Source organism: Psychrobacter sp. AOP3-A1-26 (assembly GCF_052378235.1).
In the GTDB taxonomy this organism is placed as follows: domain Bacteria; phylum Pseudomonadota; class Gammaproteobacteria; order Pseudomonadales; family Moraxellaceae; genus Psychrobacter.
On record NZ_JBQSXN010000030.1, the window covers coordinates 1 to 24,457 of the forward strand.

General features: G+C 44.1%; 18 protein-coding genes and 1 pseudogene. 5 read left to right on the forward strand and 14 right to left on the reverse strand.

Annotated features, from left to right (window positions below; translation table 11 throughout):
* Nucleotides 1–260: 260 nt before the first annotated feature.
* Nucleotides 261–737 carry a ribosomal protein S18-alanine N-acetyltransferase gene (gene rimI / locus ACT3TU_RS06940; RefSeq protein ID WP_444784185.1) on the forward strand — a complete coding sequence of 159 codons (477 nt, stop codon included), beginning with the start codon at nucleotides 261–263 and terminating at the stop codon, nucleotides 735–737.
* Nucleotides 738–895: 158 nt separating this feature from the next.
* On the opposite strand, the gene ACT3TU_RS06945 is transcribed toward rimI, so the two are convergent.
* The 3 genes from ACT3TU_RS06945 to trxB all read right to left on the reverse strand — a co-directional run bounded on the left by ACT3TU_RS06945 (nucleotide 896) and on the right by trxB (nucleotide 3,270).
* Nucleotides 896–1,330, reverse strand: a complete 435-nt coding sequence (locus tag ACT3TU_RS06945; RefSeq protein ID WP_444784186.1) for a MerR family transcriptional regulator — start codon at nucleotides 1,328–1,330, stop codon at nucleotides 896–898.
* A gap of 95 nt (nucleotides 1,331–1,425) precedes the next feature.
* The gene (gene aat / locus ACT3TU_RS06950; protein ID WP_444784187.1) at nucleotides 1,426–2,247 is read right to left on the reverse strand and encodes a leucyl/phenylalanyl-tRNA--protein transferase; all 822 of its coding nucleotides are present in this window, start codon (nucleotides 2,245–2,247) and stop codon (nucleotides 1,426–1,428) included.
* Nucleotides 2,248–3,270: a thioredoxin-disulfide reductase gene (trxB, locus tag ACT3TU_RS06955; RefSeq protein WP_192524536.1), complete on the reverse strand. Its 1,023-nt coding sequence runs from the start codon at nucleotides 3,268–3,270 to the stop codon at nucleotides 2,248–2,250.
* A 743-nt stretch (nucleotides 3,271–4,013) separates the two neighbouring features.
* On the opposite strand from trxB, the gene ACT3TU_RS06960 reads away from it, so the two are divergent.
* Together ACT3TU_RS06960 and ACT3TU_RS06965 are read left to right on the forward strand one after the other, a co-directional pair.
* Complete coding sequence (locus tag ACT3TU_RS06960) at nucleotides 4,014–7,505, forward strand: DNA translocase FtsK (RefSeq protein ID WP_192524535.1); 3,492 nt, start codon at nucleotides 4,014–4,016, stop codon at nucleotides 7,503–7,505.
* Between the two features lie 341 nt (nucleotides 7,506–7,846).
* Entirely contained in the window at nucleotides 7,847–9,340 is a 1,494-nt protein-coding gene (locus tag ACT3TU_RS06965) for an amidase (protein WP_444784188.1), read from the forward strand.
* A 35-nt stretch (nucleotides 9,341–9,375) separates the two neighbouring features.
* Here the strand turns inward: ACT3TU_RS06965 and ACT3TU_RS06970 are convergent, their stop codons facing one another.
* Nucleotides 9,376–10,287, reverse strand: a complete 912-nt coding sequence (locus ACT3TU_RS06970) for a DODA-type extradiol aromatic ring-opening family dioxygenase (protein ID WP_192524533.1) — start codon at nucleotides 10,285–10,287, stop codon at nucleotides 9,376–9,378.
* A 544-nt stretch (nucleotides 10,288–10,831) separates the two neighbouring features.
* Nucleotides 10,832–11,320: a 23S rRNA (pseudouridine(1915)-N(3))-methyltransferase RlmH gene (rlmH, locus tag ACT3TU_RS06975; RefSeq protein WP_444784189.1), complete on the reverse strand. Its 489-nt coding sequence runs from the start codon at nucleotides 11,318–11,320 to the stop codon at nucleotides 10,832–10,834.
* A gap of 289 nt (nucleotides 11,321–11,609) precedes the next feature.
* Here rlmH and ACT3TU_RS06980 point away from each other — a divergent pair, with 289 nt between their 5' ends.
* On the forward strand, nucleotides 11,610–12,056 hold the full coding sequence (locus ACT3TU_RS06980) for a DUF2147 domain-containing protein (protein ID WP_192524731.1): 447 nt from the start codon (nucleotides 11,610–11,612) through the stop codon (nucleotides 12,054–12,056).
* 152 nt (nucleotides 12,057–12,208) lie between these two features.
* Here ACT3TU_RS06980 and ACT3TU_RS06985 read toward each other — a convergent pair whose 3' ends face one another.
* The 8 genes and pseudogenes from ACT3TU_RS06985 to dapC form a co-directional block, all read right to left on the reverse strand.
* Complete coding sequence (locus tag ACT3TU_RS06985) at nucleotides 12,209–12,757, reverse strand: DUF421 domain-containing protein (RefSeq protein ID WP_192524730.1); 549 nt, start codon at nucleotides 12,755–12,757, stop codon at nucleotides 12,209–12,211.
* Nucleotides 12,758–12,884: 127 nt separating this feature from the next.
* On the reverse strand, nucleotides 12,885–13,400 hold the full coding sequence (locus ACT3TU_RS06990; RefSeq protein WP_192524729.1) for an ABZJ_00895 family protein: 516 nt from the start codon (nucleotides 13,398–13,400) through the stop codon (nucleotides 12,885–12,887).
* Between the two features lie 84 nt (nucleotides 13,401–13,484).
* Nucleotides 13,485–15,503 (reverse strand): D-alanyl-D-alanine carboxypeptidase/D-alanyl-D-alanine-endopeptidase, encoded by a 2,019-nt coding sequence (locus ACT3TU_RS06995; protein WP_192524728.1) that lies wholly within the window; start codon nucleotides 15,501–15,503, stop codon nucleotides 13,485–13,487.
* A 120-nt stretch (nucleotides 15,504–15,623) separates the two neighbouring features.
* A complete protein-coding gene (locus ACT3TU_RS07000; RefSeq protein WP_192529102.1) occupies nucleotides 15,624–16,229 on the reverse strand; it encodes a 3'-5' exonuclease in 606 nt (201 codons plus the stop codon).
* Between the two features lie 269 nt (nucleotides 16,230–16,498).
* Nucleotides 16,499–16,858 (reverse strand): annotated as a pseudogene (locus ACT3TU_RS07005) (DMP12 family DNA mimic protein).
* Nucleotides 16,851–17,207 carry a DMP12 family DNA mimic protein gene (locus ACT3TU_RS07010; RefSeq protein ID WP_192529103.1) on the reverse strand — a complete coding sequence of 119 codons (357 nt, stop codon included), beginning with the start codon at nucleotides 17,205–17,207 and terminating at the stop codon, nucleotides 16,851–16,853. The pseudogene ACT3TU_RS07005 and the gene ACT3TU_RS07010 overlap by 8 nt, the downstream one beginning before the upstream one ends.
* 89 nt (nucleotides 17,208–17,296) lie before the next feature.
* A complete protein-coding gene (locus tag ACT3TU_RS07015) occupies nucleotides 17,297–19,255 on the reverse strand; it encodes a DUF294 nucleotidyltransferase-like domain-containing protein (protein ID WP_444784190.1) in 1,959 nt (652 codons plus the stop codon).
* A gap of 107 nt (nucleotides 19,256–19,362) precedes the next feature.
* Nucleotides 19,363–20,652: a succinyldiaminopimelate transaminase gene (dapC, locus tag ACT3TU_RS07020; RefSeq protein ID WP_192522909.1), complete on the reverse strand. Its 1,290-nt coding sequence runs from the start codon at nucleotides 20,650–20,652 to the stop codon at nucleotides 19,363–19,365.
* Nucleotides 20,653–20,805: 153 nt separating this feature from the next.
* Here dapC and ACT3TU_RS07025 point away from each other — a divergent pair, with 153 nt between their 5' ends.
* Nucleotides 20,806–21,477, forward strand: a complete 672-nt coding sequence (locus tag ACT3TU_RS07025; protein ID WP_192522908.1) for a hypothetical protein — start codon at nucleotides 20,806–20,808, stop codon at nucleotides 21,475–21,477.
* Nucleotides 21,478–21,539: 62 nt separating this feature from the next.
* Here the strand turns inward: ACT3TU_RS07025 and glnD are convergent, their stop codons facing one another.
* Nucleotides 21,540–24,362, reverse strand: a complete 2,823-nt coding sequence (gene glnD, locus ACT3TU_RS07030) for a [protein-PII] uridylyltransferase (RefSeq protein ID WP_444784191.1) — start codon at nucleotides 24,360–24,362, stop codon at nucleotides 21,540–21,542.
* Between the last annotated feature and the right edge of the window lie 95 nt (nucleotides 24,363–24,457).

A 24,457-nucleotide genomic window follows, 5' to 3' on the forward strand; every position in this document is an offset into this window, starting at 1 on the left:
TGGCCTTGGTCGCTAATATGAAGTATTGAAACCCTATATAGTCAGTGAAAAGTAAAATCGATACATCACGTACTGCAGGTGGCGTTTTTAAAGTATTTTAATTATATTTGGATGTAGAGTAATCTCGATTTGAAAAATAATACTATTCATAAAAACTAGAGTGGCAAGGGAAACGAGTGAAAGTACTGCGCCTTGTAGACTAAGCGAGTTTGACACAGCTAATCGTACTTTTTGGGTTTGGTATCAATAGAAGAGGGTGTATGTTTAATATAGCAATGCTAACCACCGCAGCAGATGACTGTACAGCCGCTATTCAAACTGTGGCTGATATTGAGGCTGTTGTCCAGCTCCAAGCCCCATGGACTTATCAAACAATTAACGATTTGTTTGGACAGGATAGTATTAATTTAATAGTGGTTATGACTGTTGCCAAAAACGAAGTGGTGGGCTACTGCTTATATCAAAGAGTTTTTGAGCAAGCAGAAATTTTACGAATCGGTACGCATCCTAACTATCAACGTCAAGGCATTGCTTCACAGGTTTTTACTGAGCTAAATGAGACATTAAAAGCAAATCAGGTAGAGAGTTTGTTATTAGAAGTGCGAGCAGATAATGCACCGGCAATAGCCTTATATGAAAAGCAAGATTTCACCATGATTCACAAGCGTAAAGGTTATTATCAATCATCACATCAACCAGCTGTTGACGCGCTTATCATGCAGCGTATTTATACTTAATATAGACAGTCCTATGTGAAAAAGGCAAAGCGCGATTGATATGAATTTTTTGCAGCCTCTGTCAGCGTAGACACAGCAAGTAAAAAAAACTTATCCCAATCGCGTATCAAAACATAATGTATTTTATTCATTTAGTGCTGACTATATAGGGTGTGCCCTTACTGCGAAGGTATGGTTTTTTTACAGACTTCAATATCGGGTGTATAACCACTATCGGCTCTCATCTGCTCTAAAACATCGATACGCTCGCTTAGTAGGTCCACCATAACGTTGATATTGGCTTGTTGTTTTTTGACTTGGGCCAGTTTTTGTTGGGTGAGTGTGAGCTGCAAATCAATATCTAGCTGACCATCGTAATAATCATTCAAGCTATCTCTAATCTCAGTGAGCGTAAAACCAATGGCTTGAGCACTTTTTATCAGCTCGATGCGTTCAATACATTCTGGATGAAATTCGGTATACAGACGCGAGCCCGCTTGACGTTTACGAGATTTTAGCAGACCCAATTGATCATAGTGACGGACGGTATCCTTGGTGGTGTTGGCTTTGGTCGCCAGTGTGCCTATTAACAAAAATGATGTATCGGGTGCCATAATAACCTCATGGTTAAGTAACGACTAGTAAGTAGTGATTAATAGAAAGTAGTTAATAAAAGGTATGACTGCTGAGGTATTTAGTCAAATGCACCTCACAATTTAAGTGGCCAAGCTTGCCCCGTGTCAAGCAGCGATACTGGCAAAGGTTTATGCGAGCCGTTTTGCCATAAGGTCGAAGGGGTACCTATAAGGGTGTCCAATTGAGTGAGAAAGTCAGCGCGAGGTAAAATAGTTGCGCCCAAACTTAGTAAATGCTCGTTTGGCAGCTGACAATCGACAAGCGCTACCTGACTCTGCTCGCACAACCGCATCAAGCCCCAAAATGCCAGTTTTGAGGCATTAGAGGCGGTATGAAACATCGATTCGCCAAAATAAATACCCCCTATTTTTAGCCCGTAGAGACCACCAATGAGCTGTTTTTTATCATCCCATATTTCAATGCTGTGCGCAAAGCCTTGAGTGTGCAGCTCAGTATAAGCTTCAATCATCTCGTTATGAATCCAAGTATGCTCGCCCTCGGGCTGTTTATTATTGAGGCCATCACTGCGCGGTAAACTACAGGCATGGATGACGTCATCAAACGCTTGGTTTAGGGTTAATTGCCAACGTTCACGGTTAGCCTGTTTGCGTAGCGATTTACTGGGTTTATAGTCAGTCGGCACCATCACGCAGCGTGGATCAGGGCACCACCACGCGATAGGTTCGTCTTCATTAAACCAAGGAAACAATCCTTGTGCGTAAGCAGAAATCAGCGTGTCGGGTGCCAAGTCACCACCCATAGCGACCACACCAATGCCATCAGGGTCGATAGAAATAGGGTCAGGGAAGTCATAACGCCCAAGACTTTTTAAAGTCTCAGGCGTTATATGTGTAGTATGGATATTCATATTATTGTCATTGGTAAAGTCGCTCATTTAAGCTTCTTTATCTTCAGTCAATGTCGAGGCATAAGTATGGTCACGAGCGATTGTTTCGCCCATTGCATCCAAATACTTTTCAGCATCAAGCGCAGCCATACAGCCCGTGCCAGCAGAGGTAATCGCTTGACGGTAAACATGGTCGGCGACGTCACCAGCGGCAAAAACCCCTTCGATACTGGATTGGGTAGCATTACCATTTAGACCACTATTGACGACAATATAGCCGTCTTTCATGTCTAGCTGACCTTTAAACAAGTCAGTATTAGGCTTATGACCAATAGCGACAAACATACCCATCGTATCTAATTGTTTGGTGCTGCCATCAATCATAGATTCGATGATCACACCATTGACCCCCATATCATCACCGACCACTTCTTTGACCTGATGGTTCCATTCGATTTTGATATTACCGTTTTTGACCTTTTCAAACAGCTTGTCCTGTAAGATTTTTTCAGAGCGTAAGCTGTCGCGGCGATGTACTAAGGTCACTTCAGAAGCGATATTTGATAGATACAAAGCTTCTTCAACGGCTGTATTGCCGCCACCAATCACCGCGACTTTTTGATCTTTATAAAAGAAACCGTCACACGTAGCACAAGCAGATACGCCGAGGCCGCGGAATTTGGTTTCGGATTCTAGCCCTAAATACTGCGCTGATGCACCCGTTGAGATAATAAGAGCATCGCAAGTATAACTGCCGTTATTACCGGTCAATTGAAAAGGGCGCTCATTTAGATTCACTTCATTGATATGGTCATAAACCAATTCGGTACCGAAGCGTTCGGCATGGGCTTTCATGCGATCCATCAATGCTGGACCCGTCAAATCATGTGCATCACCTGGCCAGTTGTCAACTTCGGTAGTGGTGGTTAATTGCCCGCCTACTTCCATACCAGTGACCATAACTGGCTTGAGGTTGGCACGTGCCGCATAAACGGCGGCCGCATAACCCGCGGGGCCTGAGCCTAAGATAATGAGTTTTTCGTGACGTGGAGCGTTATTATCAGTTGCCATAAGGTATTCCTTGCTAAATATAAGTGTTAAAAATATAAGTTCTTAAGCTAATTTTTCAAATTTTCTAGGGCGTATTCTCACTTTGAAAATGGTGATAAAAATGAGATAAATCGCAGATAAACAAGGAAAATAGTACAGTTAATATCGAGATATGAACCAGCTATTTGACGCAGTTTATCAAAGATTTAGCCATTTTTAGCCCATTTAAAGTTTCATGCTCAGATTGAGGACACGCCCTAATAATATGGTTTTTCTAATTGCTGTGTGATAATAACATAAGGGTATGTGGTACAAAGTGCAAGTTTGCTAAAACAAACACCGGTATCATTAGAATCAAAGTATATTCCCTTGAAATATTAGGGTTAGAAACAGCTGGTATTTTATAGGGTTTAAGCAATATTGTTAGCCTTATTCTGTTCGTTATGATTTGCGTGTAATATGGTTTTTTGTCTAAATAGCATATTGACCTACTTTCTTACCCACTTTCTTTAGAAGACGGTCGCCACTGCGGCTATGTATTTGTTATTATAAGAAGTTATGCCAAGTTTGATAGGGGCTAAACGATAACGGTTATTTACCGTTGTCGAAAGAGACTATATACATTATAGACGTATCCTTATTAAATATTACGCGAGGTGCGTTTATATCAGCACTCTCTATCTTTATCAACACTTTATGTCAGCATGATTAGGCTTAGTCATGCGTTGGCGACCAATTAGTATTAATAACAAGGCAGACTTTACGTGATATCAGCACCGCTTATTGAGTATTTAAAAAAGGGAATATTTACCCTCCTTGGGTTAGTACTGGCCGTTTATCTTTTTGTCATTTTGATAACCTATACCGGTAATGATCCTAGCTGGTCGCACATCAGTAGTGATATGACCACGATTAATAATATGGGCGGCGCGTCGGGTGCTTGGTTGTCTGATTTGCTCTATAGCTTCTTTGGTTTTGGAGCATGGTGGCTGCTAGCGTTTATGGTTTATGAGTCTATCCTTATTTGGTGGGACAATAAGCCAACATTTTGGCTGATGCGGATGGTCGCTTATGTGTTTTTAATATTAAGTGCCAGTGCTTTATTTGCGCAATTGGTCGCTCTAGTACAGCAAGTAGCCGATCCTGTAACGACAGGGCTTGAAGGTGTCGCAGGCGGTATCATTGGGCTTGAACTGCAGGCGCGTTTGGCACAGTTGCTATCGCAGTGGGGGAGTGTGGTGTTCTTGACAGTGTTTGTCATTATTACTGCTACCTTTGCCTTTAATATTCATTGGTTGGCGATTTATCAGAAAATTACCGCGCTGTCATGGTTTGGCTCAGGTATAAAAAACAAAGGTATAGCACAGGATAAAGGGCAGTCGACTCAAAAAAGCAACACCACACAACCAAATGCTAACGACATAGCAGATCAAAAAACCAGTCAAGAAATGCCACAACACAAGCAGTTGCCACTAGAGTTACAATCAGATGATCAGGCTAACAGTGCCCTAGCAGCAGAGAATAGCGGTCGGTTCAGCAATGTGCTGTCAGAATTCTTGACGTCATCAGGACTGGCTGATAGTGTAAAAGCGTCGGTAGCGGCCACGCAGGCTGCCATGTCCAATAAAAACGCTATGTCTAATCAGAGCCATTATGAGTATGCAGACACAGCGGCTGTGATGCCTAATGGTACGACTAATAATACGGTTAGCCAGACAAGTACCTCGACGTCTGCAAATCCTACAATGACTCCTGTTCGTAAAGTTGAGCCGAGTTTTGCTTGGAATGATGCCAATACTGTGGATGATTTATTAGCCAGCGACCCAATGGCTTATAGCGCTAGTAGTGCTGTTGACCCTGTTTCTAATGATAACAATGATACCGGTCTCGAATCGTTAGATGAAACCACCCCAGTATCTCCAGTTATGTCAGCCAATCCGGTAGAAACAACCGTGGCTCAAACAGTGGTGAATGACACAGAGGAAGTCGTCCAGCCACCGCTCGAGACATCAGCAAATAACGAGACGGTTCATCGAGCGGGTACAGAATCTGCTCTACCCGAGTCCGAAGACACCATTCAGAACACTGATACATTAGCAGATGCATGGCTGGCAGAGCATGCAGCTGGCTCTGGCTCGTTATCAACTGCGGAACAACTTGAGGTTACCAAACCTGAAGCAGTGCCTCAGACAGAGCATATAGCTGAGCCGCCTGTAGGGCAACCGACAGTAGAGCCTACAACGGCTATGCCTAATGAGGATATTTCGAATTGGTCTGTTAATTTTTCTCCTGACGCCTCTACTGACGTAACCAGTCAATCTTTGGCTCAGCCGTCTAATCATGAAGCTGAGCCAGTGCCTCATGCTGCATCGGCAGTTGCACCTGAAACATCGGTGCCCCCGACAGTAGCAGAAGTCGCTACGCCAGCGGCAGAAGTTAGTGCACCAGTGACAGACGTGGCGGATATGACGCCAACCAATACACCACCTGCCAATCCTAAAGTAGCGCCTAAAACAACGTCAAAAGCAGCATCAACAGTGGCAACGGCTAACGTGCCAAACGCTAATCCTACCGCCAGCACCCAATCACCGGCTGCGGCAACACCAACGGTAAGCTTTGCCGTGCCAGAGGGTGATAGCAGTAATCACATTACTGACATGATGCCAGAAGATGACAGTGTTGAACGTATTGATGCAGCCGTCATGCCTGATATTAGTGATGATGCCGCGTTCAGTCAAAAATCACGCTCGATGCAAACGGCTGCTTATCGTAGCAGCCTAACCCCAATTCCAGAGTTGTCTCTTTTAGATAAACCAGATCCTGACCGTAAGCCAAACTATACAGCTTCTGAGCTTGAGCAGCTGTCCGAATTACTAGAAATTAAGCTACAAGAATTCAATGTCAAGGCTTCTGTGGCTAATGCCATTCCAGGCCCAGTGGTCACCCGTTTTGAAGTGGAGCTTGCTGCTGGGGTAAAAGCCAGTAAGGTAACTGGTATTTCACGAGATTTGGCGCGCTCGCTGTCGATGGCGTCTTTGCGTGTGGTCGAAGTTATTCCAGGCAAGCCTTATATTGGTATCGAAGTGCCGAATAAGCAGCGCGAAATGGTGCGCTTGATTGAGCTACTAAACACCGAAAAATTCAGCGATCCCAAAGCACAAATCAGTATGGCGATGGGTAAAGATATCGGCGGTAATCCGATTATTACTGACCTTGCCCGTGCCCCGCATATGCTGGTCGCTGGTACCACAGGCTCTGGTAAATCGGTGTTGGTCAACTCTATGCTGCTATCGATGCTACTTAAATATACGCCAAATGAGCTGCGTCTTATTTTGATTGATCCAAAGCAGCTCGAACTTGCCAACTATAACGATATTCCACATCTTCTGACGCCTGTAGTCACTGATATGACCGAGGCGGCCAGTAGCTTGTCATGGTGTGTGGCAGAAATGGAGCGTCGCTATCAGCTGATGAGTTTGCTCAAAGTGCGTAAGCTTAATGAATTTAACAAAAAAGTTATCGCTGCTGAGCAATCGGGTAACCCGATGCTCGATCCATTATGGCGACCCAATGATAGCGTCAGTGTGAGCCAAGCGCCGAAGCTAAAAACCTTGCCGATGATTGTGATTGTCGCCGATGAGTTTGCCGATATGATTATGCAGGTTGGTAAGCAAGCAGAAGAGCTTATTACCCGTTTGGCCCAAAAATCACGGGCGGCAGGGATTCACTTGATGCTTGCTACCCAGCGTCCGTCAGTCGATGTCATTACAGGTCTAATTAAAGCCAATATTCCTGTACGGGCGGCATTGCGAGTCAACTCAAAAGTCGACTCACGGACGATTCTGGATAGTGGTGGCGCTGAAGATATGCTGGGCAATGGTGATATGCTGTTTTTAGGACCAGGGCAAATTGAGCCAGATCGTGTGCATGGTGCTTATGTCAGTGACGAAGAAGTCAACCGTGTCTGTGATGCATGGCGTGAGCGCGGCGCACCTGATTATATTGATAATATGGCTGGCAACTTTGAATTATCTAGTCCGGGTGGTGGTAGCACTGGCAATGCATCTGGTGAGGATGATGACCTTTATAATGACGCAGTGGCTTTTATCATGGAAACGCGCAAAGTTTCAGCTTCTAGTATCCAGCGTAAATTCAGCATTGGTTATAATCGCGCGGCGCGTATTGTCGATTCAATGGAAGAGGCGGGACTGGTCAGCTCGATGGGTAAAAGCGGTAAGCGCGAGCTATTGATGTAGACGATGGTCAGTTTGATTAATCATAAAAAGCGAGTCACAAGAGTGGCTCGCTTTTTTATTTGAAAAATATCGTTGAGCTAGGGCGTACCCTCATTTTTAGCCCATTTAGATATTATGGTTTGGGTTGAGGACAGGCTCTAGTGTCAATGAAAGGTAATATTGATACATCATACCCGCAGGAATTTAGCGTGTTTTAACTATGGTGTTCAAATGACCAATGAGTTTGTTTATCAGCTATAAGTAGTGATTTTTTATACTAAACTGGTGGTTGATTATAAGATAAATAAGCATAAAGTTTAAAAACAAACCTTAATTCAATCACTATCCAAGGAAGGTTAATTATGTTCAAAGAATATACCCAATACGATGGTTTAGCATTGGCTGCACTGGTCAATGCAGGGGAAGTCAGTGCCAAAGAATTGCTAGACGCCGCTGTCCATCAAGCCAACAAAATCAATCCTAAATTGAATGCGATTATCCACCGTTTTGATGAGCGTGCTTATGCTTCGGCACAAAAAGGCTTACCAGCAGGGGCATTTAACGGGGTGCCTTATCTCCTCAAAGACTTATCGTTTCATTTTGAGGGCGAGCCTATCACCATGGGCAGTCGTAGCGTCAATATCATCTCAGAAAGCGATAGCGAAATTGTAAAACGTATGAAAGCTACTGGCGTCAATACTTTTGGTAAAACCAATACCCCAGAATTTGGTTTGATTATCACTACCGAACCTAAAGCACATGGCGTGACGCACAATCCCTTTAAGAAAGGCTACAGCTCTGGTGGGTCGTCTGGCGGTAGTGCAGCGGCAGTATCAAGTGGCATCGTACCGATGGCAGGCGCGGGGGATGGCGGTGGCTCGATACGCTTTCCTGCTGCATGGTGCGGCGCGTTTGGGCTCAAACCCAGTCGCGGGCGTAACCCAATGGGCCCAGCATTTGGTGAAGGATGGGATGGAGCAGTCGCGGATCATGTAATTACCCGTAGCGTGCGCGATAGTGCCGCGATGCTGGATGCGACCAGCGGTGTAGAAATCGGCGCGCCTTATGTTATCGCACCGCCCGATGGCACATTTTTGCAAGCCGCTATGCGTGCACCAAAACAATTAACCATCGCGCTACATCAACAGCCGTTAGTTGCTAACACTGTAGTTGATAAAGAGGTACTTGCTGTATTAGAACAGACTGCTAAGCAGTTAGAAGCGATGGGTCATCGAGTGGTGCCTGCGGAACCTAATATCAATATCGAACAGTTTTGGCATGATTTTTTGGTGGTGGTCTGCGCGCACACTGCCTTTACCATCGATAATATCGAGCGCTGTTATGGCGCGCAGCATATACAAAACCTAGAGCCGCAGACTTATAACATGGCGATGCTTGGACGTTCGCTATCAGCAGTAGATTTGGCCCATGCCAAGCACGGCTGGCATGACAGCCAATATCAAACTGGTTTATTATTAGAAACCTACGACATGATTCTATCTCCAACCGTACCGACGCCTGCTGTTAAACACGGCGTGCTACCACCAAGTAAGATGGATGAGATGCTCATGCGTAGCGCTGGTTTGCTGAATAAAGGCGTTGATATGGGTAAGTATGCCTTTAGCTCGGGTATGATTGAGAAGCTGAGTGCGCCAGTGCTGGGCAAAATGGCCTTTACCATATTGGGTAATGTGACCGGATTACCGGCTATGTCGTTGCCTGTCGGTATGAGTAAAAAAGGTCTACCAATTGGGGTGCAGCTGATTGGACGCATGAATGATGAGACGACTTTATTCAGTGTGGCAGGTGAGATGGAGCGTGCGGGTTTATTTACTAAGGCGGCGTTTGAGAAGTAATTGCAAGACGCGCTTATCGCTTTGATAAGACGTTTTCAATCAAAGCGGTAGATATCCATGCCTAAGCTATGGTGCGCCATGCTTTGATGCACCACAGAGACGCGTTGACCAGCACCTAAGGCAAAAAATAATGGTAGCAAATGCTCATCACTTGGATGGATGTGTTGATAGTTGGGGTATTGCTGCCAATCTAGTGCAGTGGGAATATCCGTTTTTAGCTGCTGTAGTAACCAGACTTTAAAGTCTTTTGCCGTTTGGTCGATACTATCCGCTTGCCAGCGTAGCGCTTGTAAGTTATGGGTGATATTACCCGAGCCAATGATGAGTATTTGCTCACGACGCAGCTGCGCCAATTGCGCGCCCAATTGATAGCAGGCAGCACTATCGTAATGCTGAGGCAGTGATATCTGTACGATAGGAATATCCGCCTGCGGATAAAGATGCAAAAGCGGCGCCCAGACGCCATGATCACTGGCACGCATTGGATTCAAACTACAATTAATACCGCGGGCAGTGAGCTGCTGCGCCAGTGTTTCGGCAAGCGCTGGCTGACCTGCTGCTGGATATTGTAGCTCATACAGTTCTGTCTCAAAGCCTGAAAAGTCATGCCACGTCTTGGGCTGCGGATTACTGCTGATTTCTAGTTTGGCGGATTGCCAATGCGCTGACATAATGATGATAGCACGCGGCTTAGGTAAGTTTTGGCCGATACGCGCCAGCGCGCTGGTTGTAGCAGATTGTTCAATCGCCAACGTCGGGGCACCATGCGAGATAAATAATGCCGGTAGTTTAGGCGGTTTAGCAGCGCTGGCTATTTGAGGTTCATCTGCCCAAGCAGCGGCCGCTGTAATTGGCGTCGATAACGACAGCGATAAATCATCGCTTTTGTCATCGCGATGATGATTGGTATTTTGGGCATCGGGTAGCACAGGTTTAGGATATCTCATGTGCCATTTATTAGGGCGCGCGCGTAATTTTCAATCCATCTATTTCTCAATCTGGTTATTCGTCATTTCATCTATAGTCGGGTCTATATAAAAAAGAGTCGTTGATATTAACGTGCGACTGCTATCAATTTTTTCTTGCTTGCTGTTCGCAGGCGTGACAGAGGCTGCGAAAAATTGATAGCAGTCGCACTGTATCGTTTTTAAATTGGATCGACTAGGGGCTGTATAGAATTCAGCTAAGGAACTGACAGAGACTATTTTTTAGGCAATTCGACGCCAAAAATAGTAAGTTTAGTTATTCTAAGCGCGATAGTTTTGGCTATGAAGTGGCAAAAAATAGTCCTGTTCCTTCGGACTGATGCTAAAATCGCCCCAGACGTTGTTGTAAATCTAGCTAAGGTCTCGACATTACCTTCGATTTACGCCTAGTCTGGAATTATTTTAGCGATCAGCAGTCCTAATAGATGAATTCTATACAGCCCCTATATTATTTAGGTTTATGATGTTTAATAAGGTGCGCTATGTAAAAGAGCTTTTTTTTAATTTAATTGCCGCGATGGTAAGGGTGGTTGTTATTGATACTCATCGCTCGATATAGCTGTTCCATTAATACCACACGTACCAGCGGATGCGGTAAGGTCAGCGCTGATAATGACCATTTCACATCGGCCTTTGCCAATACCTCGGGCGAAACCCCATCAGCACCGCCAATCACTAGGGTAATATCATCGCCTTGTTGCATGCCATCTGCTAGCTTATGTGCCAACCCTTCTGTCGAGAGCATTTTACCTTTGACATCGAGTACCCATAGTTGCTCACGACCTGAGGCATTATGTGCGGCCAATATCGCCTGCCCTTCTTGCTCACGGTACTGTGCTAAATTGGCATCAGAAGGGTTTTTTGCCCGCTTTGCAGCGGCAAGCTCCACGATTTCTGTACTCAGCATTGGCTGAATACGTTTAAAGTATTCATCAAACCCTGTCTGTACCCAGCTGGGCATCTTATTGCCAACGGTCAAAATTCTTACCTTCATAATATATACCACTTTAATCATTGATAAAGCGTAACAAAAGAATTCTACGCTTAAGTTAATGTAACAAACAATCCTTTTACGTCAGGGGTTTTTATGGTTTACTACTATTTGACAAACAGTTGTTCTTTAGTTTCTTGTTTTATAACTTTTTATAATTTTATAAAAAATGTCGACTTAAAAGCAGTCGGAGGAAGTCAACACTTTAAGAGAAAATTACAGGCAACCGTATCGTGTCTTATGATAAATCAAAAAATTAACTTGAAGTATTTTTTAATGAAAGGAGTCGTTCATGAATCGTACTATCTCAAAAGCACTTACTCTCACTGCAGGTGTTTTGCTTTCTACTTCTGTCTTTGCTGCCTCTTTAGATGGCACACAATGGCAAACCATTGATGATAAAACAGGCGAAAAAAAGGCCGTCATTCAGTTAACTGAAAAAAGTGGCAAAGTTTCAGGCAAAATTATCAAAGTGCTTAATAAGGAAAAGGCTAAAGCTGTCTGTACCAAATGTCCAGGTAGTCTAAAAGACCAGCCTGTCGAAGGCTTACAGATTTTATCAGGTTTAAAGGCTGATGGTAACAACAAATGGAGCCATGGCAAGTTGGTCGACCCTGAATCGGGAAAAACTTATTCTGGTAAATTGACCCTAAGCGACAATGGTCAAAGCTTAGACCTACGTGGTTATGTAGGCTCACCTGTATTCGGTCGCTCGCAGACTTGGCAACGTATCAAATAGCTATTAGGTAAAATAACTATTTAATAATCATTATTATATAAAGTGGCAGGGTAGCTGATACAAATTGGCTACCCTGTTTATTTGCGCTTAATGACACTAATACTGCTGCCGCTTATCTTGGATTGACGTCACTTTATTTTCATATCAAAGGCTCACATCAAAGGCCTTATGGTTTGTGACACGGTATCTTCTGAGCTTTGGTTATTATCGCTAGCCTCAGTTGGGCTAGGCTTTGGAATGATGGTGAGCTTGGCATCAGACTCAAAAACAATGGCTTCAACATCATCGAAGCTATTCACCCCTTCGGAGCGCATCGCGCACTCTATCTCCTGACGAGTCAACCGCTCGGCACGCATCGTATCTGGTAAAAACTGCCCTTGATAAAAGACGATACGCGGTTCGGATAGAATAAAACTGCTAAATTGCGGTGAGACAGAGGCATATTTAGTGACCAAAAATTGTAATAAGTAGAGCACCAAAATCGATGAAATTCCTTCTATAAAAGGAATGTCTTTGAGTAAAATAGTGCTGGCACCCAATGAACCGATCATCACAGTGACGATCCAATCAAAATTATTGAGCTGTGACGTTGAGCGTTTACCAGAGGCTTTAGTCACCAGTACGACTGATAGGTAAACCATAACAGTCGTTAAGACGATGCGTCCAAGCTTGTCTATATTGTCAAAAAAAACCATATCCATGATGATTGCTCCTATTAAAAATGCCATGCCGCCAATGGTTAAAACATGACTTATTAAAGTCAGCCTAACGGATTTTAGGTATTAATAGGAGATAAACTTTGTAGAGGCTTGCCTTAATAGGACTAACTCACTTTGCTTTTTGTTTGGGATTAAGTAGGTGGTTGAGCGCCCAAAGACTGATACGAGTACTGACCAAGGTCAACACCAAAATCATAACCAGTGATGACAGTAGTGGCAGCGGCTGCTGCATGGCCATCTCAGATAAAACCTCACGGCTCACTTCATCAAATAAAAAGAACCATATCGCTAAGAAATAAATGACCGTCAGTAGCCAGACGATAGCGACACCGCCAAACATCAAGCGATTGATTTCAGATTTATTCAAAGCGCGCTGCTGATGTTTGATGAATTTATTGACTGCGATATAAGTACCGATAAAAATAGATATGACGGTGACCAGCTGTGAGTTTAAAGCCAGCTTGGTTTGAATCATCATAAATATCACGCTGGCAAGAATATAACCAATCGCAAAAAAACCAACATAGAGTGCCAGTTTAGGTTGCACTGACTCATGACCCTGCGGCAGCCCATGACGGTTTGAACGAGTATTACGCTTGCTAAGGTTGGTGGTTTTGCGTGCCATAAGCGAACCTTTATAAAGGTAAAAAATAGAATATTAAAGTGAATACTTTATCCATGATTCAATAAAAAGTATTTTTGTTAAAAATCAATGCTGCGCGGTCCAATCAAGCATCGCGTCCAACACGGGGCGGGCAGTATAAGCATTTAGCGCTTGGTCACTATTGATAAGGCCAACCACGACATAATCTTGTCCTGATAGCCCTTTGACATAGCCTGCCATCGAGGTGACATTGTTTAAAGTACCCGTTTTTATCCACGCGCGGCCGATGGCTGTTGATTCAGGCAAGCGTTTGCTATGAGCAGCAATGGTGCCACTGACGCCAGCGACCCCTAATGAGTCGACATAAGCATCGAAGCTTGGATGGCTATAAGCGTAGGTTAATAGCTCGCTTAGATTGGCTGCCGTTATTGTACAGTCACGACAAAGCCCTGAGCCATTGGTTAAATGTGGTGGCGGTGTACTTAGATTGGTCTGCCACCACTGGTCGATAGTCTGTAATGCTGCAGGATAGTCCGTCGTAGTCGGTTTGCCAAATTGGTATAAGCTATTTTGACTTTTAATGTTTTTATCAATGCCTTTATTGACGGTTTTATCGACGGCCTTATTATTAGGTTTGCTATTGGATTGATTATTAGCTTGGTTATAAGCCCCGATCGATAGCGCCACTTGCTCAGTCATCACATTATTTGAAAAATGGTTAATATCGTGAATCTGCTGGGTTAAATTCAAAGAGGGATAGCTGACAATCGGTAAGGGGGACATAGGTAGTGCCACCAATCCGCGTTTGGCTTTGAGAGATTTTTGTGCAGCATAAGGCGTTTCTTGGCTAATCACATCGCCGCTCAGCGTGTTGCCTAGCGCTTGCCATTTTGCAGCGACGACACGAGCGGCAAAGTCTTTGGCATCAGGATAAGCAACATAAAAAGCATGCTCTTGGCAGCTGTTGGGCAAATCAGCATTCAATACCAACTGCTTAGCTTGCCACTGCGGCGCAAGACTATAACGGGCTTGTCCACATGCCGCTGAACGCATATCTATCTTATTAGGCAAGTTATAATTCGCCAGTTTCGGTGTATAGGTTAGGCTGGCTTGACCATTGTCTAATGGATAGCTTTTGATACCGACGGTACTAAAATTCACCAAAAAGCCATCGGGACTGGCGTTATAAGGGCGTAACGGTGCGTTGTCAAAAGCGGCAGGGTCTTTACTGATATTTTTAAAAATCGAGCTATCCACAACAATATCACCATCGATATGATGGATGCCTGATCCTTGCACTTTATAGAGTAATTGCTGCAATCGCTCATGGGTCATCTTTGGGTCGCCACTGCCTTGAATAATCAAGTCGCCGTGCAGCCGGTCGCCGATAATAATGCCCGTGTGATAGACGCGAGTGTGCCAGACAAAATCAGCACCCATGGTATCCAAAGCGATAAAGCTGGGAACGAGTTTCATGGTACTGGCAGGTGTGCGCGCGATATCAGCTTGATGATTGAGTAATGGTGAGAATGAGATTTTTATAGAGGATTTATCAGTGCGGGCGTTGCCATTTTTATTATCACCTGCACCATTCACCACTATCGGTTTTGAATGATCATCCAGTATCGTGGGGATACTTTCTAAGCTTTGGTAGGTGTAAGGGTCATCGGTATAAGCATGTAGCTCTTGCTCATGCTTTTTAATCGTTTGCTGTTCAATAGTAACCAGTGCGCTTGGTTTGGTAAGGGGCTTTTTATCACTGTTATTGTTATTGTTATTATTAGGGGTAGTTTGTTGGTGCTTACCGTCCGTATTAGAATCACCGTCTAAGCTGCTACTATCAACGACCTGAATTGGCGCGGGCAAGTGACTGGCATTTTTATCACCGACAGGGGTAATGACAATACTAATATCAGCGGTGGTTAAATCAGCGCGCGATAAGGCCGCTTCGATGGCTTGCGGTAGTGCTGCTTGCGCATGGAACGGTGATGCCATTACGGTTGCCAATAGTGCCAGCATAGGTAAGCATTTACCAGACTGACTAAAGGGTCGAAAATGGCTACGAAGCGGTGATAGTTTGGCAGTAAGGGCGGGAGGGTTGCAGTGTTTTGAGGTGGGTCGCATGAGCATCTTTCATCAGGTGGTAAAAACAGCCTATGGTAACATGAGTTGCTGTTTTCGCGTAGATGGCTTGTTATTGAAAGCGGTGTTTTAAAAACGTCATTTTATAAATAATAATCAACATTAGCGTACATGCAAAAACGCCATCGCTGTCATCAGCGCATCGTTATAAGCGTCGTGGGCGCCCAGCTCAGGGATATTATAATGCGCCAATATATTGGTGAGATGCTGCGCTTGACTGGAGAGCCCTTGGGTTTGACCACTCATGCGCCGACTGTATAAATGGCGCAAATCTATGATTTCGTTTGGCAGCGCCGTGCCCATATAACGCTTGACCAAAGGATTCAAAAACGCGGTGTCTATTTGGGTGCAGAAGCCCACGATTGGTCGATTGCCTATAAACGGCAGCAACAGCGCCAGCATGTCATCGTAGCTCATGCCATGCTCCACATCAGCAGTACGCAGACCATGAATCACAATGGTATCGCGATCGGGCATCACAGGCGGCTTGCATACTAGATGCATGCCATTACCTGTATCGATGGTATTGTCATTGATATGTATCGCGGCGACAGACAATAAATGATGCTTTTTGGGATTAAGCCCTGTCATTTCACAATCAATCGCTACCCATTGTTTAGCCAAAGGTTTACTAAACATCGCTGCCAACTCTGGTCGCTGTAGCTGCCTTTTTTGCAAGCTAGAGGACAACTGTTTTAGCCAATTCATATCCGTCGCTCATCCATTTATGTTGTTGTATTTTTGATTTTATAGTTATAGTTGATGACATGCATTAGTACAGCTGTATTAGTATGCTACTGATATAAAATTTTCTGGTGTGTTGCACATACGCAGAGGCTGCGAAAAACTCATTCCAATAGCACTATAATAGTTCTAAGTTTTTTTGACTATCTCAGAGTCTACATAAATAATCCATCTCAACTGGTTTAAGTAGTAGTTCATGTTTGCTACCGCGCTTTTCAAACTGTATGCAAGCATCAAATATGTATAAATAGATCTCTATTATGGTCAATTGCATATTTTAAGATATAAATCATCTTGTCAATATTTTTATCCTTCGGTATGTCCATATTTAAAAAAGCATCATATACCTTCTCAATCGTTTCAATATCATGTATAGAGTCGTCTTCACTAGGCCCTAAGAGATAATTGTTCGTCTGCTCTGAAATTATATGCTATAAGTTAATTTCTTGATAATATTCGACATTTTTCACTGTGAGAGGTAAGACAGTATTTGCTTGTAGATTATTGTTTCCCCAATCTATCGTTTCAACGTAATCATCTATATTAATGTCGTTGGGTAGGCAAAAAAAGCGGTATCTAAACTCATTATCCAAAATTCATTATCACAGTTTTTTCATGTAGCATGGCATAGTCCAAAATTTCAATCATTTTCATGATATTCATATCCTTTAATGCAACTTCTTTTACTATAGCGTTGCGTATGTTTTGGATTTCTTCAACAAAAACAACATTACTATCAGACGGTCCTATCATATAGTCTGTATGATCTGACATCAAATCCCATAGACCTATTTTGTGATAATAATCTAATTGTTCTTGAGTAAGAGATAAAACAGTAGCAGCTTCTGAATGATCATATCCCCATTGTAATATTTCACTATAATCATCTATATTAATGTCGTCAGGTAAGCAAAAAAAGCAATACTCAGGTGTTTTATTCATCAGCCTGTGTTCCTTATATATAGTTTTTGGCATCTTTTCCTTTAAGGCCTCTACTAGATGGAGGTTTGGCATCTGGCAAAACAATATGACTATGATATTTCTAATTGATAGTGCTGACGCAGCTGATTTTTAAAGCTTTTGACTACTGCCAGACATTCCTTAAGTAGGTCACGCTCAAGCGCTGTGAGAGTGATCGGATTCACTTGCCGTGCATGCTTGTCGTCAGTCGAGAGGGCAACTGACAAACGCTGCGCCATAAAAAACTCCAAAGCTTCTAATAAAGTATCGGCGCGCTCTTGGGTCAAGTGTTGGGCTTGTACCAAAGCCTTGAGGCGATCTTTGCTGCTAGGTACTGCCAAGATGTCATTTTCTAATGCCAAGGTACGGATACCATGGACCAGTGGGAAAATACCCGCTTTTTTTAGGTCGATATCTTGCGAGGACGATTTACCGCCCAGTAAAGGTAGATATTTTTGCCACCACTGATTGATATCACCAAACTGTAGTGCGGCGCGTGCGAACTGCCGTACAAACATCGGATCTGACTGGCGATGGGCTGTCTTTAAGTGTTGACGTACCTGTGTCAGTAGCGACTCATCACCGCAGACGTATTCGCCATCGAGTATAGCGGACAAATAAATACCATGCATCGGGTCGGTATTTTTAAACCACAAACCAATCTGGGCGTTAAATTGCTTTAATGGCTGTCGCCACACAGGATTGGTCATCATAATATTGCCATCGCAAAGTGGATAACCAAGGTCTGCTAAATGATGGTTAAAGGTATCGGCGAACTGTGCCAAATCAGGATGGTTATAGCCATCACGCATAATGAGTGCATTGTCTTGGTCGGTACGCATGATTTGCTCACCGCGTCCTTCTGAACCCATGACGATAAGACAGGTATTTGCCACGACCTCATCAGGCACGATAAGTTGCCAAAGTTTGGTAAAAACTTGCGCGTTGAGGGTTTGTACCATGCGACTGATATTACCAATTTTGACGCCATTTTGATGCTGCACACGAATATAGCGCCCGATAAGCTCAACCGCCGTATCGAGACTGGATAAGTCTTTTGCCTGCTCAATCTGCATACTGATGAGCTGTGAATGGTGACCAATATGCGCGAGCATGTCGCTTTGCCCAAGTATACCTGCCACGTCGCCGTTTTGGTCAATCACTGGTAGCCGATGGATGCGATAGCGGGTCATGGTCAATAGTGCATCACCAATCTCATCGTCGGCTTTGATGGTGCGCAGATTAAAATTGGCATAACGCTGGCAAGTAGTCGTAGCAGGATCTTGCCGATCGCTGATAGCACGGCAGATATCGGTATCGGTTAAAATCCCTAATAAATGACCTGTACCATATTGCTCATTTTCAATGTATTCAATGTTCTCTAGGTGATTTAATGGTCGTACCAGTACGTGTTTTAGCCCAGCTTTGGTCATAATATGGGCAGCGTCATATAGGCTATTACTGGCATCGACGATATGGACAGGCAATAAACTGACATCAATGACTGGTTGCAGCATAATTTGCTGTACTTCTTGTTGGTCATTATAGCTGGTCGTATTTATGGATTTGCTGCGTCGTTGTTGTAACGCCTTTAATCGTTCTGGCAGCTTTTCTGATAGCATTTGGCGGACTAGATGGTTTTGGGCGCTGATTTTATCGAGGGTAGCACCCGATACTTGCAGCAGCAAGGTATCCTCAACAGCTTGGTATTGGTAGGGTGTGGTCAAGCCAGCTTCAACACTGTCTGGTATGCTTTTGTTATTGTGAGATTCAGGTAGGCGACGGCTATCGAACCAGTCGTTATTATTGAGGTCGTCAGAGTGGTTGCTACCTAGATAAGAAGCGACAAACTCATCGTCGAGTAATTGCTCAATCTGGCCTTTTATGACCACATAAAGGCACTGTAGCTCTGCGGCAGACAAAAACTCATCTTTGGCAAGGTAACGGATTTGGGTGTTTTTTCTGATACTTTGACGTTCAGCTAAACTCAATACATCAAAGGGTGGCTGGGTAAAATCAAGATGGGGCATGGCATCATCCTTGATGGCATCGTTGTGAAAAGACAGGGTTGTGAAAAGACAGTTTATTATAAAAGTAACTTTACTATAGCATTGTTAGAGATTTCGTTTGATTTGCGTTATGCCGCTAGCAGCTGACGAATGCGCTCAATCGCTTCACGGCTTTCCTCAACGCTAGCGACGAGCGCGATACGCACATAACCTTGTCCAGGGTTGTTGCCATTGACCTCACGCGACAGATAGCGTCCTGCTAAGGCGTGAATGTTGGCTTGCTCGTATAGTGCTTTCACGAATACTTCGTCATCACCATTAAACTGCTCAGGGACTTTTACCCAAAAGTAAAATCCAGCTTCAGGCATCCGCAACTCTAATAGATGACCCAATTCAGACATCCATAAGGCGAACTTCTCTTGATACAGAGCACGATTGTGTGCCACGTGTTTTTCATCTTGCCAAGCAGCGATAGAGGCGAGCTGATGCGGTATCGGCATCGCACAGCCTTGATAGGTACGGTATTGTAAATAGCTCTGCAAAATATTGGCATCACCGGCGACAAATCCTGAACGCAGACCCGGCAGGTTTGAGCGTTTGGATAAAGAATGAAAGACGATACAGTTTTTAAAATCATGACGACCAAGGGTAGCACAGGCTTGTAACAAGCCAATTGGTGCCGTGTCAAAATATAGCTCGCTATAACACTCGTCACTGGCAATGATAAAGCCGTATTGATCGGACAGCCGAATCAGGTATTCCCAATCATCCATAGTCATAACCGAGCCGGTTGGATTGTTTGGGTTACAGACGAACAATAGCTGCGTGCGTGCCCAAACATCTTTGGGGACCGAGCGATAATTGCCCTTAAAGTCATTATCCAATGAGCAAGGCACAAAATAAGGCTCTGCTTGTGCCAGTATCGCCGCACCTTCGTATATCTGATAAAACGGATTGGGCATGACTATTATCGGAGAAAAAGCTATAGGAGAAAGAGCAGATATAGGAACAACAGTAGCAGAAACAGGTGAGGGCTGATGAGATGCAGGTAGTGACCGGCTTTCTTTATCGATGGGTTTATGATCGACAACCGCTTGCACCAAGCTAAAAATTGCCTCGCGTGTCCCCATGACTGGTAATACTTGCTTATTTGGGTCGACATGAGTGAGGAAAAATCGCTTTTCCAACCAATGGGCGATGGTTTGGCGCAGCTCAAATAGACCATTGGTGGTTGGATAACGGCTTATTGTGTCCAAGTTTTCTCGTAGAACGTCCAAAACAAATGCTGGTGGCGCATGTTTTGGTTCACCAATACCCAGCTTAATTTCACTATAGTGAAGGGCTGGAGAGCTATCAGCAAGCAATGTTGCCATTTTTGCGAAAGGGTAAGGATGCAGGTATGTCAAGTTGTGATTCATAAGTAGAGTAACTATAATAGACAATTAATAATAAAGTTATAAAGAAAAATTACATTAGAGCAGTGTAGCACTTCTCTTTAGGTTTTATAACTTATAACAATGCAGGACATGACTGCCAGCTTCAATGAGCGCTTATGGTAAGGATAACTTGATATGTCTAGTATTTCAAAAACGAATGATTTCAATGCTAAAGATATCACTAATGAAAATTTTGATAACCGTGTGCAAAGTACTGAAGTATACGAGCTGCTAAAAGAGCGGGAACAATGCTGGTGGCAAACGCGTCAGCACTTAATTGAGCACAAAGAAAATAAAATATTTTGGTTTGGTGAAAACAGCTTAATCATGTGGTTATTATGGCAGTTGGTTGGCTATGTCGTCGTGGCTATCGTAGTAATGTTGCTTAGCAATATGTTGGATGTATCATTACCTTTATGGCAATACGCAGCGTTATTTATATTACAAACGGTTATTTTTCTGGTTACCTTTGCTGCCAAAGGTCGACTGGGCAATCGTTTGCAACGTAACATTGAACAAGAAGAGTTGTTACGCGAACAAGCACTTAGTGAGATGGTTGTTTTGGCAGAAGACAGCCTTTACCCCGATGTACACGCCAAGTCGCCTATCTCTTTGAGAGAGTTATACGATCATCTTGACGGCGAGTTCCATTTAGCAAGCTTAGAGTGCTTATTACAAAAAGAGGTTGATGCTGGTCGTTTAATATTGAGCCAACAGCAGCTAGATATAGAAGTTTTGCCCCCCGTGCTCGCTGATGATGAGCTCAATGAACATGCTAGTGAGATGATATATAAAAGCACCTTATAATTGATAATACCTTATAAAAGGTGCTATCAATTATCGTAAAACCCTGCTCAACCACGCCCGTTTTAGACAAGATTGGTGTCTTTTTGTACATTAAAACTGGCTATCAATGCGGTTTTTAATGCTTGTAATCTATCAGTAGATAACGGCTTATCTTTTTGATCACTGATATAAAACATGTCTTCTGCACGCTCACCTAAGGTGGTAATGCGCGCCGCATGAACTTCAATCTTCTGTTGCAAAAAAACCTGTCCGACTCGTGCCAATAACCCAGGTTGATCTAAGGTTTCTAGGCTCATAATATGCTGATCTGATGCCTCATTGAACTCAAAATTAATTTTTGTCGTCACTTCAAAGTGTCTGAGCTGGCGCGGGATACGTTTATGAGTCAGTTTTGGTACTGATGGGTTTTTAAAGGCCGCAATCAGTCGCTGCTTGAGCTCTTGCTGGCTGTCATCGTCGACCAGTAGCGTGCCACTAGGGTCTAACAATACATAAGAGTCCAAGGCAAAATCTCGGGTGGCAGTAATGATGCGCGCATCTAAAACATCGAGATTCATCTGATCAAACACCGCCATGGTGACCGCAAATAAATTGGTCTGATTTTGGGTGTAAATAAACACCTGTACCGCATCAAGTGCTAGCTCACGATGTTCGCGTAACACCACCAACGGTGCACTATCGGTATCAGAGGCACGACCAATGGGCGGATGACTCAAAATCGCTTCGGTATGCCATAAGATATCTTCAGGGATTTCTCGTAGGAAATACTCATCCCCTAGGTCATCCCATAGCCGCAATACCTCATGATGATTCATGTGCATATTATCGACATTATCGAGCATGGCCGCCGCTTGCTTGCGCGTGGCAGTGATCATATCCTGCCGATTGGTCGGTGCATCGATATCAGCGCGTAGGATACGCCGTGTTTGTGAGTATAGCTGCTTCATGAGCGTGGCCCGCCAGCTATTCCATAACTGTGGATTGGTCGCATTCATATCAGCGACAGTCAGCACATAGAGATGATTGAGATGGGTGACATTGCCGACTAAGTCCGCAAAAATACTGACGATTTCTGGGTCTGAGATGTCCTTTTTCTGCGCAGTCATCGACATCAGTAAATGATAGCGAGTAAGCCAGCCGACTAAGTTGGCATCTGCCACACTCATGCCATGGGCTAGGCAAAACTCAATCGATTCCGTTTGCCCAAGCTCGCTATGGTTGCCGCCGCGTCCTTTGGCGATATCATGGAACATCGCTGCCAGTACCAAGATCTCTTTGCGCTCGATACGCTGAAAAATAGAGCTAACCAGTGGAAAGTCTTCATAAAAACGTGGATCGGTAAAACGGTGCAAGATACGAATCAAAAATAAAGTATGCGCATCCACGGTATAGCGATGAAATAAGTCGTATTGCATCATACCAGTGACTTGGGCAAAAGCAGGAATATAATTACCCAAAACCCCATAGCGATTCATGGCGCGCAGGCGATGAAACAAATAGTTTTGCTCTTTCAAGTTGGCTAAAAAAAGCGCTTGGTGAGTGGGGTTGTCCCTATAAACCTGATCGATACCGCGTGCGGCAATTTTTAGCGCACGCAGCGTATGAGTGCGGACGTTTTTGATACCGTACTGACCCATGAGTAAAAACATCTCTAGTATGGCTTCAGGATGCTGAGCAAAAACCCTGTGGTGCGCCATGGCAATTTGTTCGCCGACTTTATTAAAGCGCGCGTTAATTGGCTGTTTTTTTGGACGTTCATTGTCAGGTAGCTGCGGCTCTATAATCGTCTCATAATAATGATTGATCAGCATCTCAGACAGCGTCGATATCTGCATGGCGCAGCGATAATAATCGCGCATAAAACGCTCAACAGCGGCATTAGGCTGATCATCTGGCTGGGTCTCATAGCCCATCAATTGCGCAACTTCACGCTGATAGTCAAACAACAGCCTATTCTCGTTGCGACCGGTTAATATATGTAGATAGTGACGTATTTGCCATAGATAGCTTTCCGCAAAGCTCAGCTCATCAAATTCTTTTTCTGTTAAAAAGTTTTGTTGTACCAAGTCATAAAGTTTGCCAACACGAAAGTAGCGTTTGCTTACCCAACCGATAATATGGATATCACGTAAACCACCAGGGGCGGTTTTGATATTGGGCTCAAGATTGTATTCTGTGGCATTGTGCTGCAAGTAGCGCGCTTTTGCTTCATTGATTTTCACCTCAAAGAACGCACGCGGCGACCACTGTTTATTGACGATTTGCAGAGGCACTTCTTGCAAAGCCTCGTTACCCACGAGCAGCCGCGCCTCTAACAGCGCACTGGCAATGGTATGATCGAGTGCCGCTTCTAACCCGTCATCGACGCTACGTACTGATAGCGCAGGCTCAAGCCCAATATCCCACAGCAGGGCGACCAAATTGTCGATTTTACCGCTGGTGTCGGTATCAATTTCGTCGGGGGAGAGCAATAAAATATCGACATCTGAATACAGCGACAGCTCACCGCGACCATAGCCGCCTATTGCAAATAATGCTAAATCCGTCTTGTCTAACTCAAACCAATCAAACAAAGCGATGAGCAGTCCATCGATAGCGCAGGCGCGTGCCTCGACCAGTTGCCGGATACTGACGCCTCGTTCCAGTGCGCGGCTGATATCGTCATTGATTTGGAGTAACCATTCAGGAATGCCGAATAGCGATTTTTCTGTTATGTCATTATTTGTTCGGACGTTATTCGCTGGCAGGGTACTGGCTAGCTGGTTATCGGCTGGCAAAGAGGCGGCTGGCAAAGAGGCGGCTAGCAAGGAGGCGGTTGTCTTGAGGTTGTCTGATAATATAGGCATCGGCGTCAAATCAATGGTGGCGACATCACAATTAAACATGAGTGTTATCCAATTAAAAATTTAAAAATAAAGCGCTAAGGCGTATTAAAACCAAATAAAACGGAGCTATTTTTAGCTCACTTAGGTGTTCCTCG

What these genes read in the sequence shown, in the direction of transcription:
- ACT3TU_RS07010 (WP_192529103.1), bottom strand. Translation starts at nt 17,207, where the DNA reads ATGAATAAAACACCTGAGTATTGCTTTTTTTGCTTACCTGACGACATT.
- dapC (WP_192522909.1), bottom strand. Translation starts at nt 20,652, where the DNA reads ATGAATCACAACTTGACATACCTGCATCCTTACCCTTTCGCAAAAATG.
- aat (WP_444784187.1), bottom strand. Translation starts at nt 2,247, where the DNA reads ATGAGCGACTTTACCAATGACAATAATATGAATATCCATACTACACAT.
- ACT3TU_RS06985 (WP_192524730.1), bottom strand. Translation starts at nt 12,757, where the DNA reads ATGGATATGGTTTTTTTTGACAATATAGACAAGCTTGGACGCATCGTC.
- glnD (WP_444784191.1), bottom strand. Translation starts at nt 24,362, where the DNA reads ATGTTTAATTGTGATGTCGCCACCATTGATTTGACGCCGATGCCTATA.
- ACT3TU_RS06970 (WP_192524533.1), bottom strand. Translation starts at nt 10,287, where the DNA reads ATGAGATATCCTAAACCTGTGCTACCCGATGCCCAAAATACCAATCAT.
- ACT3TU_RS06995 (WP_192524728.1), bottom strand. Translation starts at nt 15,503, where the DNA reads ATGCGACCCACCTCAAAACACTGCAACCCTCCCGCCCTTACTGCCAAA.
- ACT3TU_RS07000 (WP_192529102.1), bottom strand. Translation starts at nt 16,229, where the DNA reads ATGAATTGGCTAAAACAGTTGTCCTCTAGCTTGCAAAAAAGGCAGCTA.
- trxB (WP_192524536.1), bottom strand. Translation starts at nt 3,270, where the DNA reads ATGGCAACTGATAATAACGCTCCACGTCACGAAAAACTCATTATCTTA.
- ACT3TU_RS07015 (WP_444784190.1), bottom strand. Translation starts at nt 19,255, where the DNA reads ATGCCCCATCTTGATTTTACCCAGCCACCCTTTGATGTATTGAGTTTA.
- ACT3TU_RS06980 (WP_192524731.1), top strand. Translation starts at nt 11,610, where the DNA reads ATGAATCGTACTATCTCAAAAGCACTTACTCTCACTGCAGGTGTTTTG.
- rlmH (WP_444784189.1), bottom strand. Translation starts at nt 11,320, where the DNA reads ATGAAGGTAAGAATTTTGACCGTTGGCAATAAGATGCCCAGCTGGGTA.
- rimI (WP_444784185.1), top strand. Translation starts at nt 261, where the DNA reads ATGTTTAATATAGCAATGCTAACCACCGCAGCAGATGACTGTACAGCC.
- ACT3TU_RS06990 (WP_192524729.1), bottom strand. Translation starts at nt 13,400, where the DNA reads ATGGCACGCAAAACCACCAACCTTAGCAAGCGTAATACTCGTTCAAAC.
- ACT3TU_RS06965 (WP_444784188.1), top strand. Translation starts at nt 7,847, where the DNA reads ATGTTCAAAGAATATACCCAATACGATGGTTTAGCATTGGCTGCACTG.
- ACT3TU_RS06945 (WP_444784186.1), bottom strand. Translation starts at nt 1,330, where the DNA reads ATGGCACCCGATACATCATTTTTGTTAATAGGCACACTGGCGACCAAA.
- ACT3TU_RS07025 (WP_192522908.1), top strand. Translation starts at nt 20,806, where the DNA reads ATGTCTAGTATTTCAAAAACGAATGATTTCAATGCTAAAGATATCACT.